The organism is Brevibacillus jepli (assembly GCF_047229145.1).
Classification (GTDB): Bacteria; Bacillota; Bacilli; order Brevibacillales; family Brevibacillaceae; genus Brevibacillus.
In genome coordinates, this window is the sequence record NZ_JBFEFW010000022.1 from 27,876 (window position 1) to 50,594 (window position 22,719).

The 22,719-nt window shown below is 49.1% G+C and carries 23 protein-coding genes and 1 riboswitch; of the genes, 19 read left to right on the forward strand and 4 right to left on the reverse strand.

Features of this window, described 5'->3' with window-relative positions:
- Positions 1–19 precede the first annotated feature (19 nt).
- The 6 genes from AB1L17_RS21760 (at position 20) to AB1L17_RS21785 (ending at position 7,511) form a co-directional block, all read left to right on the forward strand.
- On the forward strand, positions 20–1,648 hold the full coding sequence (locus tag AB1L17_RS21760) for a formate--tetrahydrofolate ligase (RefSeq protein ID WP_412847213.1): 1,629 nt from the start codon (positions 20–22) through the stop codon (positions 1,646–1,648).
- A gap of 134 nt (positions 1,649–1,782) precedes the next feature.
- Positions 1,783–1,882, forward strand: a riboswitch (cyclic di-GMP riboswitch).
- 73 nt (positions 1,883–1,955) lie between these two features.
- Entirely contained in the window at positions 1,956–3,929 is a 1,974-nt protein-coding gene (locus AB1L17_RS21765) for a methyl-accepting chemotaxis protein (RefSeq protein ID WP_412847214.1), read from the forward strand.
- Positions 3,930–4,025: 96 nt separating this feature from the next.
- Positions 4,026–4,883 carry a transporter substrate-binding domain-containing protein gene (locus tag AB1L17_RS21770; RefSeq protein ID WP_412847215.1) on the forward strand — a complete coding sequence of 286 codons (858 nt, stop codon included), beginning with the start codon at positions 4,026–4,028 and terminating at the stop codon, positions 4,881–4,883.
- A 253-nt stretch (positions 4,884–5,136) separates the two neighbouring features.
- The gene (gene cshA / locus AB1L17_RS21775) at positions 5,137–6,675 is read left to right on the forward strand and encodes a degradosome RNA helicase CshA (protein ID WP_412847216.1); all 1,539 of its coding nucleotides are present in this window, start codon (positions 5,137–5,139) and stop codon (positions 6,673–6,675) included.
- A 156-nt stretch (positions 6,676–6,831) separates the two neighbouring features.
- Complete coding sequence (locus AB1L17_RS21780) at positions 6,832–7,113, forward strand: PepSY domain-containing protein (protein ID WP_412847217.1); 282 nt, start codon at positions 6,832–6,834, stop codon at positions 7,111–7,113.
- A gap of 140 nt (positions 7,114–7,253) precedes the next feature.
- Complete coding sequence (locus AB1L17_RS21785; RefSeq protein WP_412847218.1) at positions 7,254–7,511, forward strand: HPr family phosphocarrier protein; 258 nt, start codon at positions 7,254–7,256, stop codon at positions 7,509–7,511.
- A 445-nt stretch (positions 7,512–7,956) separates the two neighbouring features.
- Here the strand turns inward: AB1L17_RS21785 and AB1L17_RS21790 are convergent, their stop codons facing one another.
- The gene (locus tag AB1L17_RS21790; protein ID WP_412847219.1) at positions 7,957–9,033 is read right to left on the reverse strand and encodes a YeiH family protein; all 1,077 of its coding nucleotides are present in this window, start codon (positions 9,031–9,033) and stop codon (positions 7,957–7,959) included.
- 129 nt (positions 9,034–9,162) lie between these two features.
- Between AB1L17_RS21790 and AB1L17_RS21795 the strand changes: the two genes are divergently transcribed.
- Positions 9,163–10,059, forward strand: a complete 897-nt coding sequence (locus AB1L17_RS21795) for a LysR family transcriptional regulator (protein ID WP_412847220.1) — start codon at positions 9,163–9,165, stop codon at positions 10,057–10,059.
- A 46-nt stretch (positions 10,060–10,105) separates the two neighbouring features.
- Here the strand turns inward: AB1L17_RS21795 and AB1L17_RS21800 are convergent, their stop codons facing one another.
- The 3 genes from AB1L17_RS21800 to AB1L17_RS21810 all read right to left on the reverse strand — a co-directional run bounded on the left by AB1L17_RS21800 (position 10,106) and on the right by AB1L17_RS21810 (position 12,962).
- The gene (locus AB1L17_RS21800; RefSeq protein WP_412847221.1) at positions 10,106–11,659 is read right to left on the reverse strand and encodes a HAMP domain-containing sensor histidine kinase; all 1,554 of its coding nucleotides are present in this window, start codon (positions 11,657–11,659) and stop codon (positions 10,106–10,108) included.
- Entirely contained in the window at positions 11,649–12,326 is a 678-nt protein-coding gene (locus AB1L17_RS21805; protein WP_412847222.1) for a response regulator transcription factor, read from the reverse strand. Before AB1L17_RS21805 ends, AB1L17_RS21800 begins: the two co-directional genes overlap by 11 nt.
- A 207-nt stretch (positions 12,327–12,533) precedes the next feature.
- Positions 12,534–12,962: a hypothetical protein gene (locus AB1L17_RS21810; protein ID WP_412847223.1), complete on the reverse strand. Its 429-nt coding sequence runs from the start codon at positions 12,960–12,962 to the stop codon at positions 12,534–12,536.
- A 328-nt stretch (positions 12,963–13,290) separates the two neighbouring features.
- On the opposite strand from AB1L17_RS21810, the gene eutL reads away from it, so the two are divergent.
- The 12 genes from eutL to AB1L17_RS21870 all read left to right on the forward strand — a co-directional run bounded on the left by eutL (position 13,291) and on the right by AB1L17_RS21870 (position 22,712).
- Complete coding sequence (gene eutL, locus AB1L17_RS21815) at positions 13,291–13,941, forward strand: ethanolamine utilization microcompartment protein EutL (protein WP_412847224.1); 651 nt, start codon at positions 13,291–13,293, stop codon at positions 13,939–13,941.
- A gap of 35 nt (positions 13,942–13,976) precedes the next feature.
- Positions 13,977–14,462, forward strand: a complete 486-nt coding sequence (locus AB1L17_RS21820) for a BMC domain-containing protein (RefSeq protein ID WP_412847225.1) — start codon at positions 13,977–13,979, stop codon at positions 14,460–14,462.
- Positions 14,462–15,955 carry an acetaldehyde dehydrogenase (acetylating) gene (locus AB1L17_RS21825; protein WP_412847226.1) on the forward strand — a complete coding sequence of 498 codons (1,494 nt, stop codon included), beginning with the start codon at positions 14,462–14,464 and terminating at the stop codon, positions 15,953–15,955. The genes AB1L17_RS21820 and AB1L17_RS21825 overlap by 1 nt, the downstream gene beginning before the upstream one ends.
- A gap of 49 nt (positions 15,956–16,004) precedes the next feature.
- Positions 16,005–16,292, forward strand: a complete 288-nt coding sequence (gene eutM, locus AB1L17_RS21830; RefSeq protein ID WP_007720104.1) for an ethanolamine utilization microcompartment protein EutM — start codon at positions 16,005–16,007, stop codon at positions 16,290–16,292.
- A gap of 9 nt (positions 16,293–16,301) precedes the next feature.
- Complete coding sequence (pduL, locus tag AB1L17_RS21835; RefSeq protein WP_041749711.1) at positions 16,302–17,078, forward strand: phosphate propanoyltransferase; 777 nt, start codon at positions 16,302–16,304, stop codon at positions 17,076–17,078.
- 15 nt (positions 17,079–17,093) lie between these two features.
- Complete coding sequence (locus AB1L17_RS21840; RefSeq protein WP_412847229.1) at positions 17,094–17,915, forward strand: hypothetical protein; 822 nt, start codon at positions 17,094–17,096, stop codon at positions 17,913–17,915.
- Between the two features lie 4 nt (positions 17,916–17,919).
- Positions 17,920–18,207 carry a EutN/CcmL family microcompartment protein gene (locus tag AB1L17_RS21845; protein WP_412847230.1) on the forward strand — a complete coding sequence of 96 codons (288 nt, stop codon included), beginning with the start codon at positions 17,920–17,922 and terminating at the stop codon, positions 18,205–18,207.
- Positions 18,208–18,209: 2 nt separating this feature from the next.
- Positions 18,210–18,551, forward strand: a complete 342-nt coding sequence (gene eutS / locus AB1L17_RS21850; protein ID WP_005827522.1) for an ethanolamine utilization microcompartment protein EutS — start codon at positions 18,210–18,212, stop codon at positions 18,549–18,551.
- A complete protein-coding gene (locus tag AB1L17_RS21855) occupies positions 18,548–18,991 on the forward strand; it encodes a EutP/PduV family microcompartment system protein (protein ID WP_412847232.1) in 444 nt (147 codons plus the stop codon). The genes eutS and AB1L17_RS21855 overlap by 4 nt, the downstream gene beginning before the upstream one ends.
- Before the next feature lie 93 nt (positions 18,992–19,084).
- Complete coding sequence (locus tag AB1L17_RS21860) at positions 19,085–20,545, forward strand: sensor histidine kinase (RefSeq protein ID WP_412847233.1); 1,461 nt, start codon at positions 19,085–19,087, stop codon at positions 20,543–20,545.
- Positions 20,511–21,107 (forward strand): ANTAR domain-containing response regulator, encoded by a 597-nt coding sequence (locus AB1L17_RS21865; RefSeq protein WP_486599052.1) that lies wholly within the window; start codon positions 20,511–20,513, stop codon positions 21,105–21,107. Before AB1L17_RS21860 ends, AB1L17_RS21865 begins: the two co-directional genes overlap by 35 nt.
- Positions 21,108–21,251: 144 nt before the next feature.
- The gene (locus tag AB1L17_RS21870; protein ID WP_412847235.1) at positions 21,252–22,712 is read left to right on the forward strand and encodes an ethanolamine ammonia-lyase reactivating factor EutA; all 1,461 of its coding nucleotides are present in this window, start codon (positions 21,252–21,254) and stop codon (positions 22,710–22,712) included.
- The last annotated feature ends 7 nt before the right edge of the window (positions 22,713–22,719 follow it).

Below are 22,719 nucleotides of genomic sequence, written 5' to 3' on the forward strand. Positions count from 1 at the left end.
GTGTGGCAGGGAGGCAAACATGAAGTCGATTGTTGAAATTGCCAAGATTGCAGGTATCGAAGAAGAGCATTTGGAGCTATACGGAAAGTATAAGGCCAAACTATCAGATGAGCTATGGGAGCAAGTGAAGGATCGCCCAGATGGCAAACTGATTCTTGTTACAGCGATGAACCCTAATCCGGCGGGGGCAGGCAAGACGCTCACGACGATTGGTCTGTCACAATCATTAAATTATCTCGGGAAGAAAACAATTGCAGCGCTTCGCGAGCCGTCCTTGGGTCCTTGCATGGGGATCAAAGGAGGCGCAACCGGAAGCGGGCAGGCGCAAATTCTCCCGGCAGATGAAATTAACCTGCATTTTACTGGGGACATTCATGCGATCACCGCTGCCCATAACTTGTTGGCAGCGATGATCGACAATCATATTTTCCATGGCAATCCGCGCGGGCTCAATCCAAAGAAAATCGTCTGGAAACGGGCGATGGACATGAATGACCGCGCTCTGCGCAACATTGTTGTCGGCTTGGGTGACGGCAATGGGATGACGCGTGAGGATGGCTTCATGATTACGACCGCATCGGAAATCATGGCGATTATGTGCTTGAGTGAGAATCTGGCAGACTTGCGCGAGCGGTTGAATCATATCATTATTGGCTACGATTTCGATGATCAGCCAGTACGGGCGGAAGAAATCAATGCGGTAGAAGCGATGTGCGTTCTCTTGAAGGAGGCGATCAAGCCAAACCTTGTACAGACAATCGAGGGGACTCCGGTCATCATTCACGGCGGGCCTTTTGCCAATATTGCGCATGGGTGCAGCAGTGTGATCGGAACCAAGACGGCTTTGAAGCTGGCGGATTACGTCGTCACAGAGGCGGGCTTCGGTGCTGATCTGGGAGCGGAGAAGTTTTTTGACATCAAGTGCAGAAAAGCAGGACTGACTCCATCGGCTGCTGTTGTGGTGATTACGGTCCGGTCCTTGAAATTCAACGGCGGGGTCAAAGTACCTGACCTGGCAGTGGAGAATTTGTCTGCTCTGGAAAAAGGCTTCGAAAACGTCAAGCGACATCTGGAAAACCTCCAGAAGTTCGGTGTGCCAGCAGTGGTTGCCATCAATCATTTTGCTACGGATACGCAGGCAGAGATCGATGCCGTAATCGCACTGTGCCAAGCGGCCGGAGCCGAAGCGGCACTCTCCAAGGTATGGGCAGAAGGAGGAGCGGGCGGCGTGGATCTGGCTGAGAAGGTTACACGCGCAGCAGAGCGTCCATCATCCTTCCGTTTCTTGTATGAGGAAGACCTCAGCATAAAAGACAAGATTGAGACGGTTGTGAAAGAGGTTTACCGCGGATCAGGGGTAGTCTTTTCACCGCTTGCGTTGAAAACGATGCAAAAGGTAGAAGAAATGGGCATGTCCCATCTGCCTGTGTGCATGGCAAAAACGCCTTATTCCTTTACGGACCGTGCCGATCTGTTGGGGGCGCCTGTTGACTTCACCATTCAAGTCAGTGAAGTGCGTATTTCGGCTGGAGCTGGTTTTATTGTGGCGTTGACCGGAAGCTTGGTTACGATGCCAGGCCTCCCGAAAAAGCCGGCTGCGGAATCGTTATATGTAGACGAGGATGGACATGTGATCGGATTAAGCTAATCAAAAAGTTTGACAAAAAGCTGACACCTGTAAAAGGTTGTCAGTTTTTTTCATTTTTTTGGTTTATAACCGAGAAATTATGGGAAAAGAAAGGTGAGATTGAAAAATGTGGACTTTAATTAAAAACCAACAAGGAATGACAAAGGCAAACCTGCTGAAAAGCAGGGACGCAAAGCCACGGGTCTAAGGACGAAAATCTATGATTTTCGCAGCTAGGACAGCCGGGTTGCCATACCGTAGTCATGATGGACTGTCGGTGGGCAGTCTTTTTTTTGTTGAAAAGAAGAGAAGGGAGAAGTGGTTCGGTATGAAAAATAGTTTGAAGAATAAGCTAATTATCGTTTTGTGCTTGCTGTTGGTCATAAGTTTGGGCACAGTTTGCGGTGCAAGCTATTGGAGTGCTTCCAATCTACTGGCAGACAGTCTGGACAAAGAAGCTGAGTTGTCAGCCAGTAACCTCTCGAATCGAATCGATAGTTTCATGCAGGAAAAAATTGAAATTGTAAGAGCGGTTGGAGGGATGATCTCTGAAGATAACAATTTCGAACAAGACCTGAAGCTGATTCAAACAGCCCAGAAGAAAAATCCGCAGTTTGAGACTTTCTTTTTTTCACATGATTTGACTGGTAAGAAAGTGATCAACTTCAAGGGAGAAGTGACCGATATTTCGGATCGGCCGCATATTATTGAAGCCAACAAAGGGGAAGGCAAAGTTGTCGTATCTGAGCCTGTGGTTTCTAAACGGACAGGGAATAACATCGTGACGCTTGTCGTTCCGCTGATGAAAGACAATCGTCAATACGGTTATATCGGTTCCACCATACCGATCGATGAAATTCAGGAAAAGGTGTCCCAAGAGAAATTTGGGCAAAATGGCTACGCTTTTTTAGTAAGCAAAACGGGGACTTTCATTTACCATCCGACGAGCGAGTACATTCTGAAGGAATCGATTCTTAACATGGGCGTTCTCGAACTTCAAACAGCCTTTGAAGATATCAAGAAGGGGAACCATGGAATCGCTCAGTACAAATGGGAGAATACAGAGCGGTTTGTTTCCTATGCTCCTACCAATCTGAACTGGGGCGTTTACATCACTGCACCGATCGCTGAGCTGCATGCTCCGGTTGATGCGCTGTCGATGCAATTGATGGTCATATCTCTCATCGTGCTGGCTATTGGTGTTGTTCTGGTTTATATCTTGGCTGTGCGCATGGTCAAACCAATTGAGCGTCTGAATCAAGCTGTAAATATAGTGGCACAGGGGAATTTGGCTGAGACGGTAACTGTTGAAGGAAAAGATGAGATTGCAGTTCTGTCGCGCGACTTTAACCAAACCGTATCGCACTTGAAAAATTTGATCGAAGGCGTTTCGCTGTCGTCAGATCAGGTACAGGGCTTTAGTCAGGAAGTGTCTGCAGGCATTAAACAAGCGACGGAAAACATTAATCGAATCGGAATGTCTATCGCTCAGATTTCTGAGGGAGCCGAGGCACAGGCCACCAGCTCGCAGGATGTCGCCTTGTCCATGAATGACATGGCTGCTGGCATCGTAAAAATCGCGGAGACGTCCGCACATGTTTCAGAGGCTGCCCAGATAGCAACAGAGCAGGCTGAGCAAGGGACAGCCGTGGTAGAGCAAGCGGTTCGTCAGATGGGAAGCATTGGCGAGGGAACATCGAAGGCGACGGTAGCCATCGAGCAGCTAAACAATCGCTCCAAAGAAATCGAAGGAATTCTCGATACGATCAGTCAGTTGACCTCGCAAATTAACTTGTTGGCGTTGAACGCATCGATCGAAGCAGCACGCGCTGGCGAGCATGGACGTGGTTTTGCCGTGGTTGCTGGAGAAGTGAAAAAACTGGCGAACCAATCCGAAGAATCGGCATCCAAAATCGCCATGCTGATCGGGGAAATCCAGCAGGATACTCGTCATGCGGTAGAGGTCATGAACGAGGGCAACCAAAATGCCGTGCATGGTATTCAATTGGTCGAAGAGGTTCGCGATATTTTTGGGCATATTTTGGAATCCTCCCGAAACGTGGCAGCACACATTTTGGAAGTATCCGCAGCATCTGAACAAATGTCAGCAGGCTCCCAACAGGTGAGTGCCTCTGTGGATGAAATGCATAACATTGCCAAGCATGCCTCACTTGATGCGCAAACAGTGGTGAAGGCAACCAAGGAGCAACTTCAAGCCATCCAGGAAATTGGCCAATCTGTCGAGCGTTTGAATGCAGTAGCAGAAGAATTACAGCAAGGTATAGGCAGATTTACCCTGTAAGGCCTTTTCCTTTGAGAGGGGGGATGCCATTAGGGGATGATGGAGTTTGTTTCTTATAACTAAATTCATTACCGAATATCAGGAGGAGAAACCAAAATGAAAAAAATGACAAAGACAATCTTGGCGAGCACACTCGCTGCTACTATGCTTTTGACAGGAGGAACAGGTGCTTTTGCCGCAACGGCGGTTAAGCCTGTCCCAACCGTAGCTGCTGAAGCTGCTAAAAAACAGGAAGCGAAGAAGTTTGAGTCCCGTTTGGATGAAATCATTGCGAGAGGCTACATCCTCGTAGGTACGCCAGGTGACTACAAACCGTTTACATATCTGAATCCAAAGACAAACGAATTTGAAGGCTACGATATCGATGCGATGAAAGAATTCGCTAAAAGCCTGGGAGTAGAGGCTCGTTTTGTACAAACCTCTTGGCCGACACTGATGGACGATCTGCTGGCTGATAAATTCGATATCGCAGTCGGAGGCGTAACGCGCAACACAGACCGCCAGAAAAAAGCGCACATGAGCGATCCTTACATTCAGTTCGGTAAAGCTCCACTCATTCGCAAAGAAGACAAGGACAAGTACAAGAGTGTAGCAGACATCAACAAGCCAGAGGTGCGCATTGGTGTGAATCCAGGTGGCACCAACGAAAAATTCGTTCGTGAGCATCTGACAAAAGCAACCGTGACGGTTGAACAAAACAACCTCGACATTCCTGGTCTGGTAGCGAGCGGAAAGTACGATGTGATGATCACAGATACGCTGGAAGCGATCGTTTATTCCAAAGCAGATCCTCGCCTGTATCCAGCTCTGACCGACAACCCGTTCACGAAGAGTGAAAAAGCATACATGATCCATCGCGGAGACGCTATCTTTGCTAACTACCTGGATCTGTGGATGGACGAGATGAAACTGCAAGGAATGTTTGATGAGCTTTATAACAAATGGGTAAAATAATTCCATGACAGACAAGCAGCCCGATCCTGGGCTGCTTTCTTATTTTTTCTGACTGAATCAGCACAAAATCGGGTAATTTGGGTATATATGCAGTTTGCTTTTTCAGCCATTGCATGGTACGATTACAGCTATGTTCTTTAGGGTGCGTTTGTACAATCGGGGATAAAAGGGCATGTTCCGGATCGTAAGGAATAGTGCCCTTTTTTTTGAGAATTTTATAGAAGAAGGTATTGATAAAGGAGACTGACATTCATTGGCGACTTTTCATGATTTTGGCTTACATCACTCCATCGTTAGAGCTTTGAGCAATATGGGCTTCGAAGAGGCTACAGCGATTCAGGATCAAACGGTTCCTGTAGCATTGCAAGGACGCGACCTGATCGGTCAAGCGCAAACAGGTACTGGTAAAACTGCTGCATTCGGTATTCCATTGATTGAACGCATGGATGAAACAAGCGGAAACATTCAAGGGGTTGTATTGACTCCTACTCGTGAGCTGGCTGTTCAGGTTGCAGAAGAGATTAATAAAATTGCCCAATTTAAAAACATCTCTGCTCTGCCAATCTACGGTGGCCAAGACATCACACGTCAAATCAAAGCGTTGAAAAAACGCCCGCAAATCATCGTTGCAACACCTGGTCGTTTCATGGACCACATGAGAAGAAAAACGATTCGTCTGGATGCGATTGAAGTTGTTGTTTTGGACGAAGCGGATGAAATGCTGAACATGGGCTTCATCGACGACATCAAGGAAATCTTGAAAGAGGTTCCAGAAAATCGTCAAACACTGCTGTTCTCTGCGACCATGCCGAGAGCGATCCAAGAAATCGCGCAGCAGTTCATGAACGAACCAACCATCATTCAAGTCAAAGCAAAAGAAGTAACGGTGCCAAACATCGAACAGCAATATATGGAAGTGGCTGAGAAGCAGAAGTTCGATGTACTCTGCCGTTTGCTGGATATCCATTCTCCTGAGCTGGCTATTATTTTCGGTAGAACGAAGCGCAGAGTAGATGAGCTGTCCGAAGCGCTGACCAAGCGCGGTTATGGCGCAGAAGGTATCCACGGCGACCTGAACCAAGCGAAGCGCGATAGCGTACTGCGCAAGTTCAAGGAAGGTACGATTGAAGTACTGGTAGCGACTGACGTTGCAGCTCGCGGTCTGGACATCAGCGGTGTAACTCATGTATTTAACTTTGACATTCCACAAGACTCCGAGAGCTACGTTCACCGTATCGGAAGAACGGGACGTGCTGGTAAAACTGGTCTGGCAATTACGTTTGTGACTTCCCGTGAAATCGACCATCTGCGTCTGATTGAGCGTACTACCAAGCGTCGCATGGAGCGTCATGCTGTTCCTACAATGGCCGAAGCACTGGAAGGTCAACAAAAGATGACAGTAGACAAAATTCTCGAAGCATCTGGAAGAGACGATCTGTCTGCTTATAAAACGCTGGCAGAGCAATTGCTTGAGGATGTCGATTCTGTAACACTCGTATCCGCAGCACTCAAGCTGTTGACCAAAGAGCCAGATATGACTCCTGTTCGCCTGACAGAAGAGGCTCCTCTCCGTGTAGGTAAGAAAAAGCTCCCTCCAAAAGGAAAAGGTGGCTTCGGCTCTGGTTCCGGTTATGGTGGCAAGCGTCCTTCCCGTCCACGCAGTGGAGAGTACCGTCCTCGCAGCGGCGATTCTCGTCCTCCACGTAGCGGTGATTCCCGTCCGCGCAGTGGCGAATCTCGTCCGCCGCGTAATCAGGAATCCAGCGGAAGACCGTACAACAAACAACGCTAATACAAAACAAAGGCCGATGCGACAAGGTGTGCATCGGTCTTTGTTTTGTAGCATGCTATCGCATAGTTTGGCGTGGTTGTGACAAACTACACTTAACAAGCTATGTTGATATCGAGGGGTGACACTATCATAAATAAAAAAGCCGTTTGGACTTGGATGAGTGTAGGGGCCATTACGTTAGCATTTTCATTGCCACTACATGCACATGGGCAAGTACAGTCTGGACATCCGGTACAGCAGACACAAATTACAGAGGAGCAAGCCAAACAAATTGCCTTGCTTCAAGTGAAAGGGCGAGTTGTACACGTAGAGCTTGAAACTGAAAATGGTGTTCTCGTATATGAAGTAATCATTCTTACCGATCAGAATCAGGTGTTCGAGGTAGAGGTTCATGCTCAAACGGGAAAGGTATTGAAAGTAGAAAGAGAGAACTTATAATCGTTGGAAGACAGTTATAACGGACCGTCAGGGGTTTGCCCTGGCGGTTATTTACCTGCTTAACCGATAAGCACATTTGAGCAAGTAAAGCATATGTGAAGTAGATACTTGCGAAAAGAATTTGTAAGGAGGTACTGCACATGGTGGAAAAGAAAGTTGTTGTACAGCTTGCGCATGGCTTGCATGCCAGACCCGCTGCCAATTTCGTAAAGGTCGCGACGTCTTTTTCAAGCGAAATCAAAATCGTCAAAAACGAGAAGGTCGTGAACGCCAAGAGCATAATGGGTATCATGGCAGCAGCTATCGGAAAAGGTTCGGAAATTACGCTGATTGTCGATGGTCCCGATGAAAACCAAGCGATTGTCGCCTTGGAAAAGGCATTGATGGAACAAGAATAGCAGTGTGAAGGCAAACCCTCTCTTACCAGAAGAGGGTTTTTTCTTTTTTTGTTAGAAAGGAGTCTGCCGCTTTTTTGTTCGTTGTTCTTTCAGGAGTAGCTCCATTTTTAGTCGAACACGTTCAGTATGGGGAGTCATGTAGAGTGGAGACGCAAGATTATGTGTTTCCAACGGATCTGACGTGAGGCGTGGAGATTTTTTTGGCTCCATGCACGGACTGCAGCGTCCTCATACACGGGAGGGTATCGCTCCTGATCCACAATGATCAGTAAGATATTCGGCTGTTTTCCCAAGCGATTTCTCGACATATAGATCCCCCCGGGCTGAGATGTACACATCTTTATCAACATATGGGGATAAACTTTGTCCTTATCCACAAAAAACATCGCCGATCCTCAGGAGATCGGCGAATGAGTAAACATAGGTTGAGTTATCCACAGTGTTTTTACACCAAAACCAAAGCGAAGGATAGCACAGACAAAAGAATAGAGGTAATACTCATGGCAATCAGCGGGCGTGCAGCTTTTGTCCGCAGTGCACGCAGATTGACGTTGAGGCCGAGTCCGACCATGGCCATAGTGAGGACGAAGGTTGTGACATTGGCTACACCATTATGAAACGAATCTGAGACAGGAATGGCTGTGCCGAGAACGTAGCTTCCAAAAACGCTCATGGCGAGAAACCCGATCAAAAACCAAGGAAATTCGATTTTGGTGTCGCGTTGTAGTTTTCCGGTGCGTTTCATCCAGAACATCAGGATAAAACAGAGGGGGACCAACAGAAGTACACGCCCTAATTTTGCCAGCAGCGCAATTGCTAGCCCATCTTGACCCGCTGGAGCAGCAGCAAGCGCGACATGAGCAATCTCGTGCAGGCTAATGCCGGACCACATGCCGTATTCGATCGCCGACAGGGGGAGGAATGGACGCAAGATCGTGTAGCAAATGGCAAATAAAGTCCCGACGAGCGCGATAATTCCTACCCCGATGGCAGTATCTTCATCCTTGGCAGCAACAATGGGAGAAACGGCTGCAATCGCTGCAGCTCCACATACACCTGTACCGACTCCGAGCATGAGGGAGAGGGAAGGGTCTGCTTTCAGCCACTTGGCTAACAGCATCGTAACGACGATGGCAAAGATAATCACGCCAGCATCATAAGCGAGAAGCCCAAGGCCTTGCGTCAAAACAACATCCATATTGAGCTTGAGACCGTACAAAATGATAGCGAGACGCAATAAACGTTTGGCAGAAAACTGAATCCCTGATCGCAATGCTTCCGGATATCCACGAAAATGACGGTACGCGACTGCGATCAGGATCGAACAGGCTAGGGGGCCTACTTTTTGGAAGCCAGGTACTATTGATAAGCCGTAGCCTGTCAGGGCGATGAAAAAAGTAAAAGCGATTCCGCCTATCCACAGCGAGAAGGATGCGGGGTTGCTTTCACTGTTTTTTACTTGCTGTACGTTGGCATTGCTGTTACTACTCAATGGCGTGCTGCTGTTAAACGGGGTTGCCATTGCCATCACTCCTCGAAAAGTTTTACAAACTCAGCATAAGGTAACTGTTATAATAAGAAAAATAAATCATTACGATAGTCATCATAAGTAATTTGATATAGCTGGTAGAGGACAGGAGGGTGAAGGTAGTTGGATCAGCATTTGCTTGTGTTCGTAACCGTCGCAGACAGACAGAACTTTTCCCGAGCAGCAGAAGAGCTTCACATGACACAACCTGCCGTTAGTCAGTATGTGCATGCTCTGGAGCGTTCAGTGGGGACAAAGCTCTTGGAGCGAAGCAATAAATATGTTCGCTTGAATAAAGCAGGGGAGGTCGTCTATCATCACGCCCGTGAGATTTTGGGCTTGTACACGCGGATGCAGAACCTCGTGGATGATTTGATGAATACGCCGAGCGGACATCTGACCATAGGTGCCAGCTACACATACGGAGAGTATGTACTGCCTCATGTCATAGCACGTCTTCGTCAGCATTACCCGTTAATTACCCCCACGATTACGATCCACAATTCTACAGTCATCGCTGATCTGGTGGCCAAGCGCCAGCTCGATGTCGGTATTGTCGAAGGGGAGTATGTGGACGAGAAAATGTGCGTGGAGCCGTTTGCCGATGATCGTATGTATTTAATTGCTTCACCCAAGCATCGTTTGGCAGGGCAAACCGAGGTCAGCACTGAAGAGTTGATGAAGGAAACATGGATTGTGCGGGAAGAAGGCTCAGGTACGAGAGAAGCAGCTGAAAAAATGTTTCGTCAGCTGCAATTCACACCGCAAAAGCGAATGGAATTCGGTAGTACGCAGGTGATCAAGGAATCTGTGGAGGCTGGATTGGGGATCAGCCTGCTGTCCTATTGGGCCATCCGCAAAGAACGCAAGCTAGGTACACTCTGTACACTGAAGGTAGCGGGGATGCCTGTTACCCGTGATTTTTCCCTTGTAACGAAATCAAACGAGTTTCATACCAAAGCATTAGACATTTTCATGGATCTCATACGCACACATGTGCCGGAGGGAGCCTATACGTAAAAAGAGGAAGCGGCACAGTTGATACGTGCCGCTTCCCTTGTTCATATCATGTTGATGAATCTGAATGGGCGAGTGTTAGACGAAAGGTTGTTCCTTCTGGAGATGTCTGAAGCAACTCTACATTGCCGCCGTGTGCTTTTGCTAAAAGGCGGGAGATCGTCAGGCCCAGACCCAGGCCTTGCTTCTTTTTGCGTTTGCTATCTCCGCGATAGTACCGTTCGAAAATGAAAGGAACCTCTGACTCAGCAATTCCTTTTCCGTTGTCGGTGACATCGATGGAGAGGAAGTCACTTTGGTTATGGACGTCGATCTTTATTTGGGTTGCGCTTGCGGCAGCACTATTCCCCAATAAATTGAACAAAATTTGTTTGACATGTGATTCATCGCCGATCCATACGATTTCAGCTCTAGTCGGATTAACTGTCACAGATACATCGGCAAAGGAGGGCAAGGCTTGCACCTGTGCAGTTATCTGATCCAATGTGCTGGCAATCTGAACAGGTTGTTTCTCGACAAATACTTCTCCTGCTTCCATTGACGAAAAATCAAGGAGGTCATTGACCATTGTCTGAAGTCGCTTAGCTTCGTCCATGCTTATTTGCATGAATTCATCCGCATCGGCACCTTTCACTACGCCGTCTTTGACCGCTTGAATCATCCCGCGGATCGAAGTGACAGGAGTACGCAGCTCATGGGACACCCCAGCCAAAAGGTCGGTGCGCATCCGCTCCAGCTGTCCAAGCCGTTTCGCCATTTCGTCAAAGGAATGAATCAGCTGACTGATTTCCGCTTCTTTAATTTGGGAAGAATCGGGCAATGAGGGCGTGTAGTTCCCGGTGGATATTTGTTCTGCCGCCATTGCCAACTGGCGCAGGGGTAGTGTCAGTGACCTGGACAACACATAGACGATCGCCCAACCGCATAAGGTAATGACGCCGATGGAAACCATGATCGTGATATAGGTCTGGACCAAGTCATCATTAAGCGGCGTGCTCACATAATAAGTGCCGGCGACGGCATTGTTTTCGTAGTAGGGCACACCTACCCGCAACCAGGTAGCTCCCTTTGTAGCGATAACCTCACGTGTTTCCTTTGTGTTGTCCACGGGCTGGATGGGGGTGGGTAATTTGATGATGGTAGCAGCAGTCTTACCCAACTGCTCTTTTTTAAACGTCTTGTCAGCGTCATCGTATATTTGAACGACGTGATCGGCCGGAACGGCTGGCATGACTCTGAGCGCGATCGTTGTGGTAGCGGCTGCGGGCGTAGTGTTTTCAGAAATAATAGCGGACGTAGGGCCAGTAACAGCTGTAGTGGCGAGTTTCGTAATCGTAGAGGTTACTTCCGCCACAGCTTCTTTTGTCTCAGGAGAAGCCGCGGCATTCTTGGTCAGCAACACCTTGGAATACGAGTCAGCGAGCATTTCCGTTCTGGCTTCCAACACTTGAAACTGCTGTTCCGTAGCCGCTTTGTTAATCCAATAGATGCCAAAAAATCCGATGCCAAGAAGGATCACTGACAAAATCAAGGCATAGCGCCACGTCCAGTAACGCAAGAGCGGCACGGCAGCTCTAGTAGAAGTAGATCGTTTAGTAAACACGCAGGCTGTACCCCATTCCTCTGATCGTGCTAATCTCCCCTTCGGAAGTCGGCCAAGGCTGCAAGCTTTTGCGCAAGCGCTTCACAGCGGTATCCACGGAACGATCCCCTCCTTCAAAATCCATGCCCCACACCTGATCTAGCAATTGATCACGACTAAAGCGTTGGTTCGGATGCCGTGCCAGGAAAACAAGCAGCTGCCAGTCCCTTGGCATTAAGGAAATGGGAGCTTTCCCGATCAACGCATTCTGAGCTGTAACATCTATCGAAAGAGTTCCGAGTCTGATCGTATCTGCTTCCGCGAGATAAGAGGAACGGCGGAGCACAGCTTGGACACGGGCAAGCACTTCTTCTGGATCAAAAGGCTTGGCGATGTAGTCATCTGCACCTTGGGCCAGTCCTTGGAGCTTGTCAGGCACAGTTCCGCGCGCTGTGATAATAATGACCGGGCAGCTGCCGTATTGGCGAATCTGATTGAGGATGTCCAGACCGTCGTGATCGGGCAGCGTCAAGTCAAGCAGGACAAGATCGGGCTTCCAGGAGAAGAAGGTAGGGATCGCTTCGTGGTCACCCTCATTCCACTTTACTTCGTAGCCCGCCCGTTCCAGGTAGACGCTGACAAGACGCGCAATCGGTATTTCATCCTCTATGAGTAGAATTCGTTTCACGAAGCATCACCTCAAAGCTATCTCAAATCAATATGTTCCTATCATAGCAAGGATGGACATCATTTCGATTGACATCATTTGTAAAAAAACGCACTTGTTTCATTTGTTTAGCATAATGGAGCTATGTGTCCGTTAAATGGCGAAGGGCATAACAAAACCTCTGGCAGTTTCCTGTCAGAGGTTTTGTGTAGGTTTGAAAGGCTACGTTTATTTTTTGATGGCAGGTACTGAGATTTTCGTAGCTTTTGTAATCTTCCCTTCTTTTTCGAGTTGTTTGATCAACGCTTCTACGCTGATGCCTTTCTCTTTTGCCATTTGCTCCAGACTGATTGCGTTTTGCATGGTGACGAGCTGCTTGCCGTTTGCATCAAACTTGAAGGAAACAGTAGTAGCCTCCTTGATCTTTCCTTCTTTTTTCATCTGTTCGATCAGTTCTTCCACGGAGATGCCTTTTTCTTTTGCCAGTTCCACCAGATTGATAGCCGGTTTTGCCATCGTTTGAGCGCCATCGATGTTAACCACCTGAAGTGGTACGACAGTACCTGGCGTTTTCGCTGGTTCACTTGCCGCAAACGCGGAACCTGCCATTGCGGATACTGCCAGAGCCATTACTGCCATTGTCATTTTCTTTTTCATCGTAAAATTCCTCCTTAGGGATCAGTAGATTGTGGTGAGCCTTGTTTGCGGGCTTGCCCGTCTCGGCTACAACACAAAGATAATCGGGGCGTGTGTCCGCAATATGACCGGAATATGGAAAAGTGACGGAATGCCGAAAACGCTTGCATTTTTCCTTGCCTTGTTCTACATTAGAGACAGGTATAAGAACACGAAAATAGCGTGTATCTTGTCCCAAACAAGTGAATAATCAAAAGGCAAAGGTGCCCTTGAACACGAAGCATGTTCTTTCGTGTCTAGGTACCTTTTTTTGCTTTTGATGGGAAGTTGTCTGAAAGGAGTGACACGCATGGAAAAACCAATTCGAGCGACGCCGCTTGCGATCCGACTGATTCCCAATGTCGATCCTCAATTTGCGGAGAAGCTGAACCTGCCTTCTCATATCCGCAGTCTAGGGCTCTTGACCTCAACGATTGACGATGTGGGGTATACGGCCATTGATGAAGCGACCAAAAAGGCAGCGGTAGAAGTTGTGTATGCCAAGTCGTTTTATGCAGGCTCAGGCCATGCGTCTGGACCATTGTCCGGCGAGTTCATCGGGATGATCGGAGGCGCGACGCCATCGGAGGTGCAGAGCGGACTGGATGCAGCCGTTGCATTTATGGAGAGCGGAGCATGCTTTTACTCTTTGAATGATGAAGGGACGCATGCGTATTACGCCCATGTTGTGTCGCGGACGGGAAGCTACTTGTCCCAACTGGCCGGAATCAGGGAAGGTGAACCGCTTGCCTACTTGATCGCTCCGCCGCTGGAGGCCATTTATGGTATCGATGCTGCTCTCAAGGCAGCAGATGTACAAATGATGCAGTTTTTTGGTCCTCCTACTGAAACGAACTTTGGGGGAGCGCTTCTCACTGGCAGCCAGTCGGCATGCAAGGCAGCCGCCGATGCTTTTGCCGATGCCGTAAGAAGTGTCGCCCAACAGCCTGTCAAACGATAATAGGGATTTTCCCTCTTGAAGGGGAGGTAATGTAAATGCGCGCTACAACATATTCACTCGGCATGATCGAGACACTGGGCTTGCCTGCTCTCATCGCTGCCGCAGACGCTGCTGCCAAGGCTGCAGACGTGAAAGTCGTCTCTTATGAAGGAGCGGACGCAGGGATCGTTACCGTGTATGTAATCGGAGATGTCTCCTCCGTACAGTCAGCAGTAGATGCTGGTGCTGAAGCTGCGAGACGTGTCGGAAGATTGCTGCACTCACACGTAATTCCACGTCCTGACGAAAATGTACCAAGAATGATTAAAAACCTGCTGAAACCAGAAGTGAAGGAAGAGCCGAAGTCAGAGTCGGCACCAGCGCAAGCGTCCGGATTGCAAGATCAGTCCATCAATGACCTGCGTAAAATGGCGCGTTCCTACGCCGACTTCCCACTCACAACGAATGAGATCAACACAGCGAAAAAAGAAGATCTCATCCGCTTGCTGGAAGAGAAGCAAGGCGGAGGTGACAAAGCCTAATGACACTCGACGCTGATCTGTACTCCATACAAGAAGTGCGTACCTACCTCGCACAAGCGAAGGAAGCACAAGCCAAGTTCGCTACTTACAGCCAAGAGCAAGTCGACAGAATCATCGAAGCCATGTCCAAAGCGGGCGTGGAGAATGCTGATCGACTGGCAGCAATGGCTGTAGAAGAAACAGGCTTTGGTAACGTCCCTGACAAACGGATGAAAAACCTGTTTGCTGCTCAAGATGTGTACGCATCTGTGAAAGATGTAAAAACGGTTGGCATCATCCGTAAGGACGAAGAGAACAAGGTATGGGAAGTGGCGCAGCCATACGGTATCGTGGCTGGGGTCGTGCCTTCCACTAATCCGACGTCCACGGTTATCTATAAATCGATGGTCTCCCTCAAGGCGAGAAATGCGATTGTCTTCAGCCCGCATCCGTCGGCAGCCAAATGCACGCTAGAAGCAGCGCGACTGATGGCACAGGCGGCAGTAGCGGCTGGAGCACCAGAAGGCTTGATCCATTGCGTTACGAAGCCTACGCTTCCAGGGACAAATGAGCTGATGAAGCACAAGCTGACCAATCTGATTCTCGCGACTGGCGGAACGCCGATGGTACGCGCAGCATACAGCTCCGGTAAACCTGCGTACGGCGTTGGACCTGGTAACGTTCCGGTCTACGTCCACCACAGTGCTGATTTTGCTGCTGCTGCAAGACGCATCGTGCAGAGCAAAACGTTTGACTACGGTACGATCTGCGCTTCTGAGCAAGCATTGGTAGTGGAGGAATCCATGAAACACCAATTGATTGCTGCCCTGAAGCGTGAAGGCGCCTACTTCCTGAACGAGCAAGAGAAGGAAAAAGTAGGGGCAATCGTCATGGTAAACGGCTCACTGAACGCGAAAATCGTTGGCCGCTCTCCGCATGTGATCGCTCAAATGGCGGGTATTACCATCCCTGCTGATACGCGTGTCCTGGTTGCGGAGGAGAACAATGTAGGTAAAGCGTACCCGATGTCAGTGGAAAAACTGGCGCCGATTCTCGCTCTCTACACGGTTCAAGGTGACAACGAAGCGTTTGCTCGTTGCCGCGAATTGCTGGATCACGGCGGACTTGGACATACGGCGGGTATTCACGCTCAGGATGACAATGTCATCGCAGCGTATGGTCAAGCAATGCCAGCATCCAGAATTCCAGTAAATACTGGAACGACCTTCGGGGGAATTGGTGCAACGACTGGCGTACAACCAGCGTTTACGCTTGGATGCGGTTCCCATGGGGGCAACATCACTTCCGATAACATCGGTGCGAAGCACATGTTCAACATCAAGCGTGTTGCATTTGGTATCAAAGAAATGCCACAATCAACACCAGTTCAGGCTGCTCCATCTACGCAAGCGGAAGAAGCTGTACTACAGGCTGTCTCTTCCATGAATGTTGGATTGAGCCGCGATGAGATCAAAAACATTATCAAATCCGTGTTAACAGAAATGACGACTTAGAGTCGTAAAACACTAAAATTTTGGAGATATAATTAAGGAGGAAATGAAAATGGCTGGAGAAATGTCCGCATTGGGAATGGTAGAAACAAAAGGTTTGGTAGGAGCAGTTGAAGCTGCTGATGCAATGGTAAAAGCAGCAAACGTAAAACTGATTGGTAAAGTACACGTAGGTGGCGGTCTCGTAACTGTTATGGTACGTGGTGACGTAGGTGCAGTAAAAGCTTCCACAGACGCAGGTGCCGCTGCTGCTGAAAAAGTAGGAGAGCTCGTATCTATCCACGTTATCCCACGCCCTCATGGAGACATTGAACTGATCCTGCCTAAACTCGAAGGGTAATAAATCCCTATGGCAGTGATTACAGAAGCATCCTTGAGAGCCATGCATAAGTCAGGTATTCCAAACCCCTTTCTCGTTGAGAAAGGGGATAAAATAACACCAGCAGCGGCAGATTTCTTGAAAGGAAGAGGGATTCAAGTGAAACAAGTTGATCAGAACCAGCAGCCTTCCACCAATCAAGCTGCCGAGGCAGTGCGTGAAATTCCTTTGGGCGTATCTAACCGTCACATTCATTTGTCGCAAGCAGATGTCGAGAAGCTTTTCGGAGCTGGACATCAATTGACGCCAATGCGTGATTTGTCGCAACCGGGCCAGTTTGCTTGCCAGGAAACAGTCACCATCGTAGGACCAAAAGGCAGCATCCACGGAGTTCGTGTTTTGGGACCAGCTCGTGGCGCGACACAAGTGGAAATTTCCAGAACAGACGGCTTTGCAGTAGGTGTTCAAGCACCTGTGCGTATGTCTGGAGATATTGAAGGAACACCAGGGATGGTACTTGTTACGGCAAAAGGGACAGTCGTGATGGACAAAGGCGTAATCGTAGCGAAGAGCCACGTTCATATGTCTCCAGCAGATGCCGAGCAATATCAAGTGAAGGATGGCGATACGCTGATCCTGGCGACACAAAGCGATCGTCCTATCATCTATCCAGATGTAGTCGTTCGTGTACATCCGCAGTTTGCACTTGATTTCCACGTGGATACGGATGAAGGAAATGCCGCTAATTTGAAAACGGGCGACCGGGTAAAAGTGATCGGCAAGAACGGGCAATTTTACTCCGGCTAACGGAGGTTGAGCTTGATGGACATCAGAGAAATGGTGGCGTCGATTACAAAAGAAATTTTGCAATCGATGAATACAGAAAAGAAAAGCGAAGCGCCTCGTGTCCTGTACGTCTTTTGCGACAGCCAGGCTCATGAGGCGTATCAGGATCATTTTATCCAACTGAAAAACCACGGGATCTGCCATGACATTCTCTTCCTGGACGGAGAAACTTCTTCTTGGTTGGGAATGCACAAGATCGAATGTGGGGGAGCAGGCAAAATCCTAACTGCGGATGAGTACGCTCCTGTCCCGTTGGAAGTGCCGAAAGATTACGTCGGTATCGTGATTCCTGAAATCGATTTGGATAATGCAGCAAGAATTGCTTCCGGTCTAAAAGGAACGATCAAAGCAGAAATCGTCTTTTCCGCATTGGTGATGGGCAAATTCGTCATCGCTGGCTCCGATGTGCCAGGGATCAAGCGCGCAGACCGTCGTACCCTGCAAACATTGACGCTGACACCTGCTTATGAAAAGCTGTTCAACCGTCACGTTGAGAGCATGAAAGAGCTGGGTGTGGAGTTTGTAGAACAACGTCGTCTGGCGGATCGAGTGGTTTCCAAGCTGAAGTCACAACTGCAAAAAGTAGAGACGACCAAGCCTGAACAACCGACCCTGACACCATTGGATGAGGAAGAAGCAGTCTTTTCCGGGAAGCTGTTGACAGCGGATTGGATCAGATCTCAGCCTGAGCTTCGCGACACGACATTGATCGTGAAAAAAGGAGCAATCGTTTCTCCACTTGCTTATGACAGCATGAGAGAGCGCGGCATTACGGTCAGCTATTTAGGAAAAGGGTGATCGCATGTTTTTGGGAAAAGTGATCGGCAGCGTCTGGGCCACTCAAAAAGAAGCAGGTATGGAAAATCTCAAGCTCATGGTGGTTCAGCCGGTTGACTGGCGTGGCGAAGAAGGCGGACAAACCGTTATCGCGGCGGACAGAATTGGCGCGGGAATCGGAGAGCAGGTTATCGTCTCTCGTGGGACGCCTGCCCGAATCCTTTTCTCCGGCACCAGTGTGCCGATCGATGCGATTATCGTAGGCATTGTGGATTCGTTTGAGGTGCCGGGTGCCGCAGGAAGAGAGGAATAGGAATGGAACAGGAACGTTCACGAGTCATACAGGAATTCGTACCAGGGAAACAGGTCACGTTGGCTCATGTGATCGCCAACCCTGACCCAATGCTCTATACCAAGCTAGGTATTAAAGAGGCTGGTGCCATCGGCATTTTGACTTTGACGCCTACAGAAACAGCCATTATTGCCGCAGATATTGCGACAAAGGCAGCAGGTGTCGAGCTTGGGTTTCTCGATCGTTTCACAGGATCACTGATTGTCGTAGGAGATGTATCTGCTGTTGAGATGGCAGTAGACGCGGTCAATCAGGTGTTGAGCGAAAAACTGCGGTTTACACCGGCGCTGGTGACGAAATCATGACCGGTCGTGTAATGATTATCGGTGCAATCGAAGCAGGTAAGTCTTCTCTGGTGCGGGCGCTGTTCAATGACGAACAGCCTGCCAGGAAGACACAGGCGCTCGAATATCGAGACTGGGTGATTGACACTCCAGGTGAATATAGCGAAAACCCGATGTTTTATCGCACGCTTATGGCTACTTCCCTTGAGGCGACCATCGTCATGATGGTGCAGGATGCTACGCGGGATCGGAATTATTTCCCTCCTGGCTTTTCACAAGGGTTTCCGCAATCGTGTATAGGGGTTATTACCAAAACGGATCATCCTGACGCGAATGTGGAGAGGGCAGAAGAATACTTGCGCCAATCACTCGGCGATGCGAGAATTTTCCGGACCTCCTCCCTTACCAGTGAAGGAGTGCCAGAATTGCGAGCGTATTTGCAAGAAATTGTCAGCGAGTAAACCCGTTTAACCAGTATTAAACCTCTTTCCGCCGTAGAGCGTCTGTGAGAAAATGAGGGCATATTAACTCCTAGCAGGTGAAAAGAGGTTCACATGCAATCAATACGAGAAGTGTGCAAAGCGTCCACGACGTTGAGTGATGACGACATTCGGATTGTGGAGGATCTGGCTTCCAAGCTACAGATTTTTGCTGATCTGTCGCAGGCAGACATGTTTATTGACTGTCCAACGGTAGATCGAAGCGCTGCGATGGTAGTAGCACAAGCTGCACCGAGTACGGCACGCTCCATGTACAGTGGATCTGTCGTAGGGCATCTGGCGACGGCGATTAATGAGCCGGCCGTGATGTATTGCCTGACAACAGGCAAGCCCGTCATCGGTTCACGTGGTGTTTCACAAGAGCAGGTCGTGATGCGACAAAGCGTCGTGCCAATCACGAATGCGGCTGGAAAAACAATCGGGACATTGATAACTGAACAAGATATTTCCAAGCAAGTGGAACAGGAAAAGAACGTCGAAATGCTCAAGGAAACAACGGAGCATTTAAGTGAGACGCTCATCCAGTTCGCTGTGCCTGATCTGCCCATTTCGTCGCTGTTGCACGAGGGCATGATTTTGTTTGATCAAAGTGGGGTTATCACGTACGCCAATGGTCGTGCCCACAAGCTGCTTTCCTTGATTGGCTTTGAACGGCCGGAAAAAGGAGAGAGCATCGAACGTATTTTCTCCTGGAGAGTTACCCCGGAAAATTTTGTGCGCAACGGGGGTTATATTCAGGAGGAGCTGTCAAAAGGTAAGCATTTTATCATGATGAAAGCGGTTTCGTCCGTCCGCAAGCAAGACATCATTGGAGGATTCATTCTCCTGCGAGATATCTCGGACATTCGTGAAAAAGAAAAGCAATTGATGATCAAATCCGCGGTGATCAAAGAGATTCACCACCGGGTCAAAAACAATTTGCAGACCATCTCCAGCCTGTTGCGCCTGCAAATGCGGCGTTCGCAGTCTGACGAGATTGAAAAGGTATACCGGGAAAGCATCAATCGCATCAACAGCATCGCCATTATTCACGAATATTTGGCACAGGATGGTCTGGAGCAGATTGATTTCAAAGAGATTTTAACCAAAATATCGAAAATAATCGTCTCTTCGATGAGACGTTCTGAGCAAGCTATACACGTAGTGGTGACAGGTGAGTCGGTATATCTGCCGTCTAATAAAGCAACATCATTTGCCTTGATCGTCACCGAGCTGATTCAAAATTGCATGATTCATGGGTTTCATGAGCAGCACGAAGGGAAAATCTCCATTGCACTCGTTTCCAAGGAAGACTTCGTAAGTCTGTCTGTGACGGATGACGGGGTAGGTATCGAGGACATGGAGCAGATCCACAAAAAAGGCCATCTCGGCTTGAAGATTGTCGATACGCTGGTCAGGGAAGACCTCGAAGGCACCATGCATTTCCGCAACACTGGGAACGGAACAGAGGTTACCATTCTCTATCCGATCCAAAAGGAGGATGAAGATGACACAGCCGAAGATTATGGTGGTTGATGACGAGCCGATTATTCGCATGGATTTGCGCGAGATGCTCGAAAATGAAGGGTATTTAGTGGTTGCCGAGGCGAAAAACGGAGAAGAGGCAGTCGAACTCGCCCATCGTCACAAGCCCGATCTGATCATCATGGATGTGAAAATGCCTGTCTTGAATGGGATTAAGGCAAGCAGCATCATTCGTTCCTTTTCAGACAGTTCCATCCTTCTCTTGACGGCGTATAGCCAAAAGGAACTCGTCCAGGATGCCAGAAAAGCGGGTGTGACGGCTTACTTGGTAAAGCCGGTGTCGGAGGATGACTTGATTCCCGCAGTGGAAATCGCCCTCAGCCAAAAGGAAAAAGTCGTTTCGTTGAAGAAGGATATAAACGATCTGAAGCAAAAGATCGAGGATCGCAAAGCAGTGGAAAAGGCAAAAGGAAAGCTGATGAGTGCCCTATCCTTGGAAGAGGATGCGGCATACAAATGGATGCAGCAAGTAAGCATGCAACGGCGCATGCCGCTTGTGAAGCTGGCAGAAGAGATTCTGTCGGGCGAGCAGGCCATTTTTACGCAAGGCTAGTACTGACGTTATCATAAAAAGCAGTGACAAGTAGATACGAACGAAGAGCAAAGGCGCTTGAATCAGACCGGAAGCAAGAATCCGGCTGTTCAGGCGTTTTTTCGTAGGGCCCGTCTGGCACGCCAATGGTTCAAGGAGGTTCATATGGATGAACAATGGATCCAAAGCGTCGGAATCGATGTGGGAACAAGCACAACCAAAATGATCGTAAGCCGATTGCGATTGGGTCGTATGTCCAGCACGTTTTCGCTGCCGCGTTATCAGATCGTGGAGCGACAATTGCTGTATGCGAGCGAAGTACATTCCACACCGCTGATCGGGTTTGATGAAATCGACGCAGAAGGAATCAGAGCGATTCTCGCAGCGGAGTACGACAAGGCACAAGTCAGCCTGTCTCAAATCAAGTCCGGGGCGGTCATCATTACCGGAGAAACCGCAAGCAAAAAGAACGCGCAGCATATCGTTCATCTGCTGGCTGAACGTTCCGGGGATTTCGTGGTAGCGACAGCAGGTGCTGACCTCGAAGGCGTGCTGGCGGGCAAGGGTGCGGGCGCGGAAAAACGTTCGCAAGCCATGCAAGGTGTAATCGTCAACGTCGATATTGGCGGAGGGACGGCGAATGCAGCCTACTTCCAACGTGGCCGCGCGATTGCGACTGTTACGTTCCACGTCGGCGGAAGGCTGATTCGTCTCAGTCCGCAGGGTGTTGTTCAATACGTGTCGCCGAACATTCAACAATGGCTGTCGGCAAAAGGATTGCGTATTCAAGTCGGCGAGGAAATCGGATTCGCGCAGCTCACAGAGGTTGCCGAACAGCTAGCTCGCAGCATGCTTGATTATTTGACAGGAAAAGAACGCCAGGTATCAGGCTTGCTTGTATTAGGACCGCATTTGCGCGATGGCATCGCTGTTGACGAATTGACCGTCTCAGGCGGTGTAGGTCAGCTCATGAGCGGACCGCCCGTGCGAACTATCGCAGATGCGAGCCGATATGGCGATTTTGGACCACTACTTGGATATGTACTGCAGCAGGAACGAGAAAAAGGGACGTATCCGGTACAGTGGCTAGACCCGGATCAGACGGTACGGGCAACGGTAATCGGTGCGGGAATGCAGAGCACGGAGATTAGCGGTTCGACCGTGCATATCAAGCCGGAGCTTTTGCCGATCAAAAACATTCCGATTCTCAAGCTGGAGCTTACCGAGGAACAATTGGCAGACGCCGCACGATTGCGCCAGGAAGTGGGTTCGATCTATCAACTGGGTGAGCGTCTATTTGAGAAAACAACAGGGATACCATTCGCGCTCGCGATCTCCGGCATCGGGTACTGCTCGTATGCACTGCTGCAGACGTTGTCCCAGGAGCTGTCTGATCAATACCGGGGTACGTTCCCCGAGAGTCAGACGATGGTAGTCATCTGTGAAACGGATATGGCAAAAGCTCTCGGGCAGGCCCTGGCGTTGCGTTGCAAAGGGGCACCAGAAATCATTTGTATCGATCAGGTGCGTGTGGAATACGGCGATTACATCGATCTGGGTGAGCCGATCTCGGGAACGATTATTCCCGTCGTCGTAAAAACACTTGCTTTTGATGAGAGGGCGTAACGTAAGA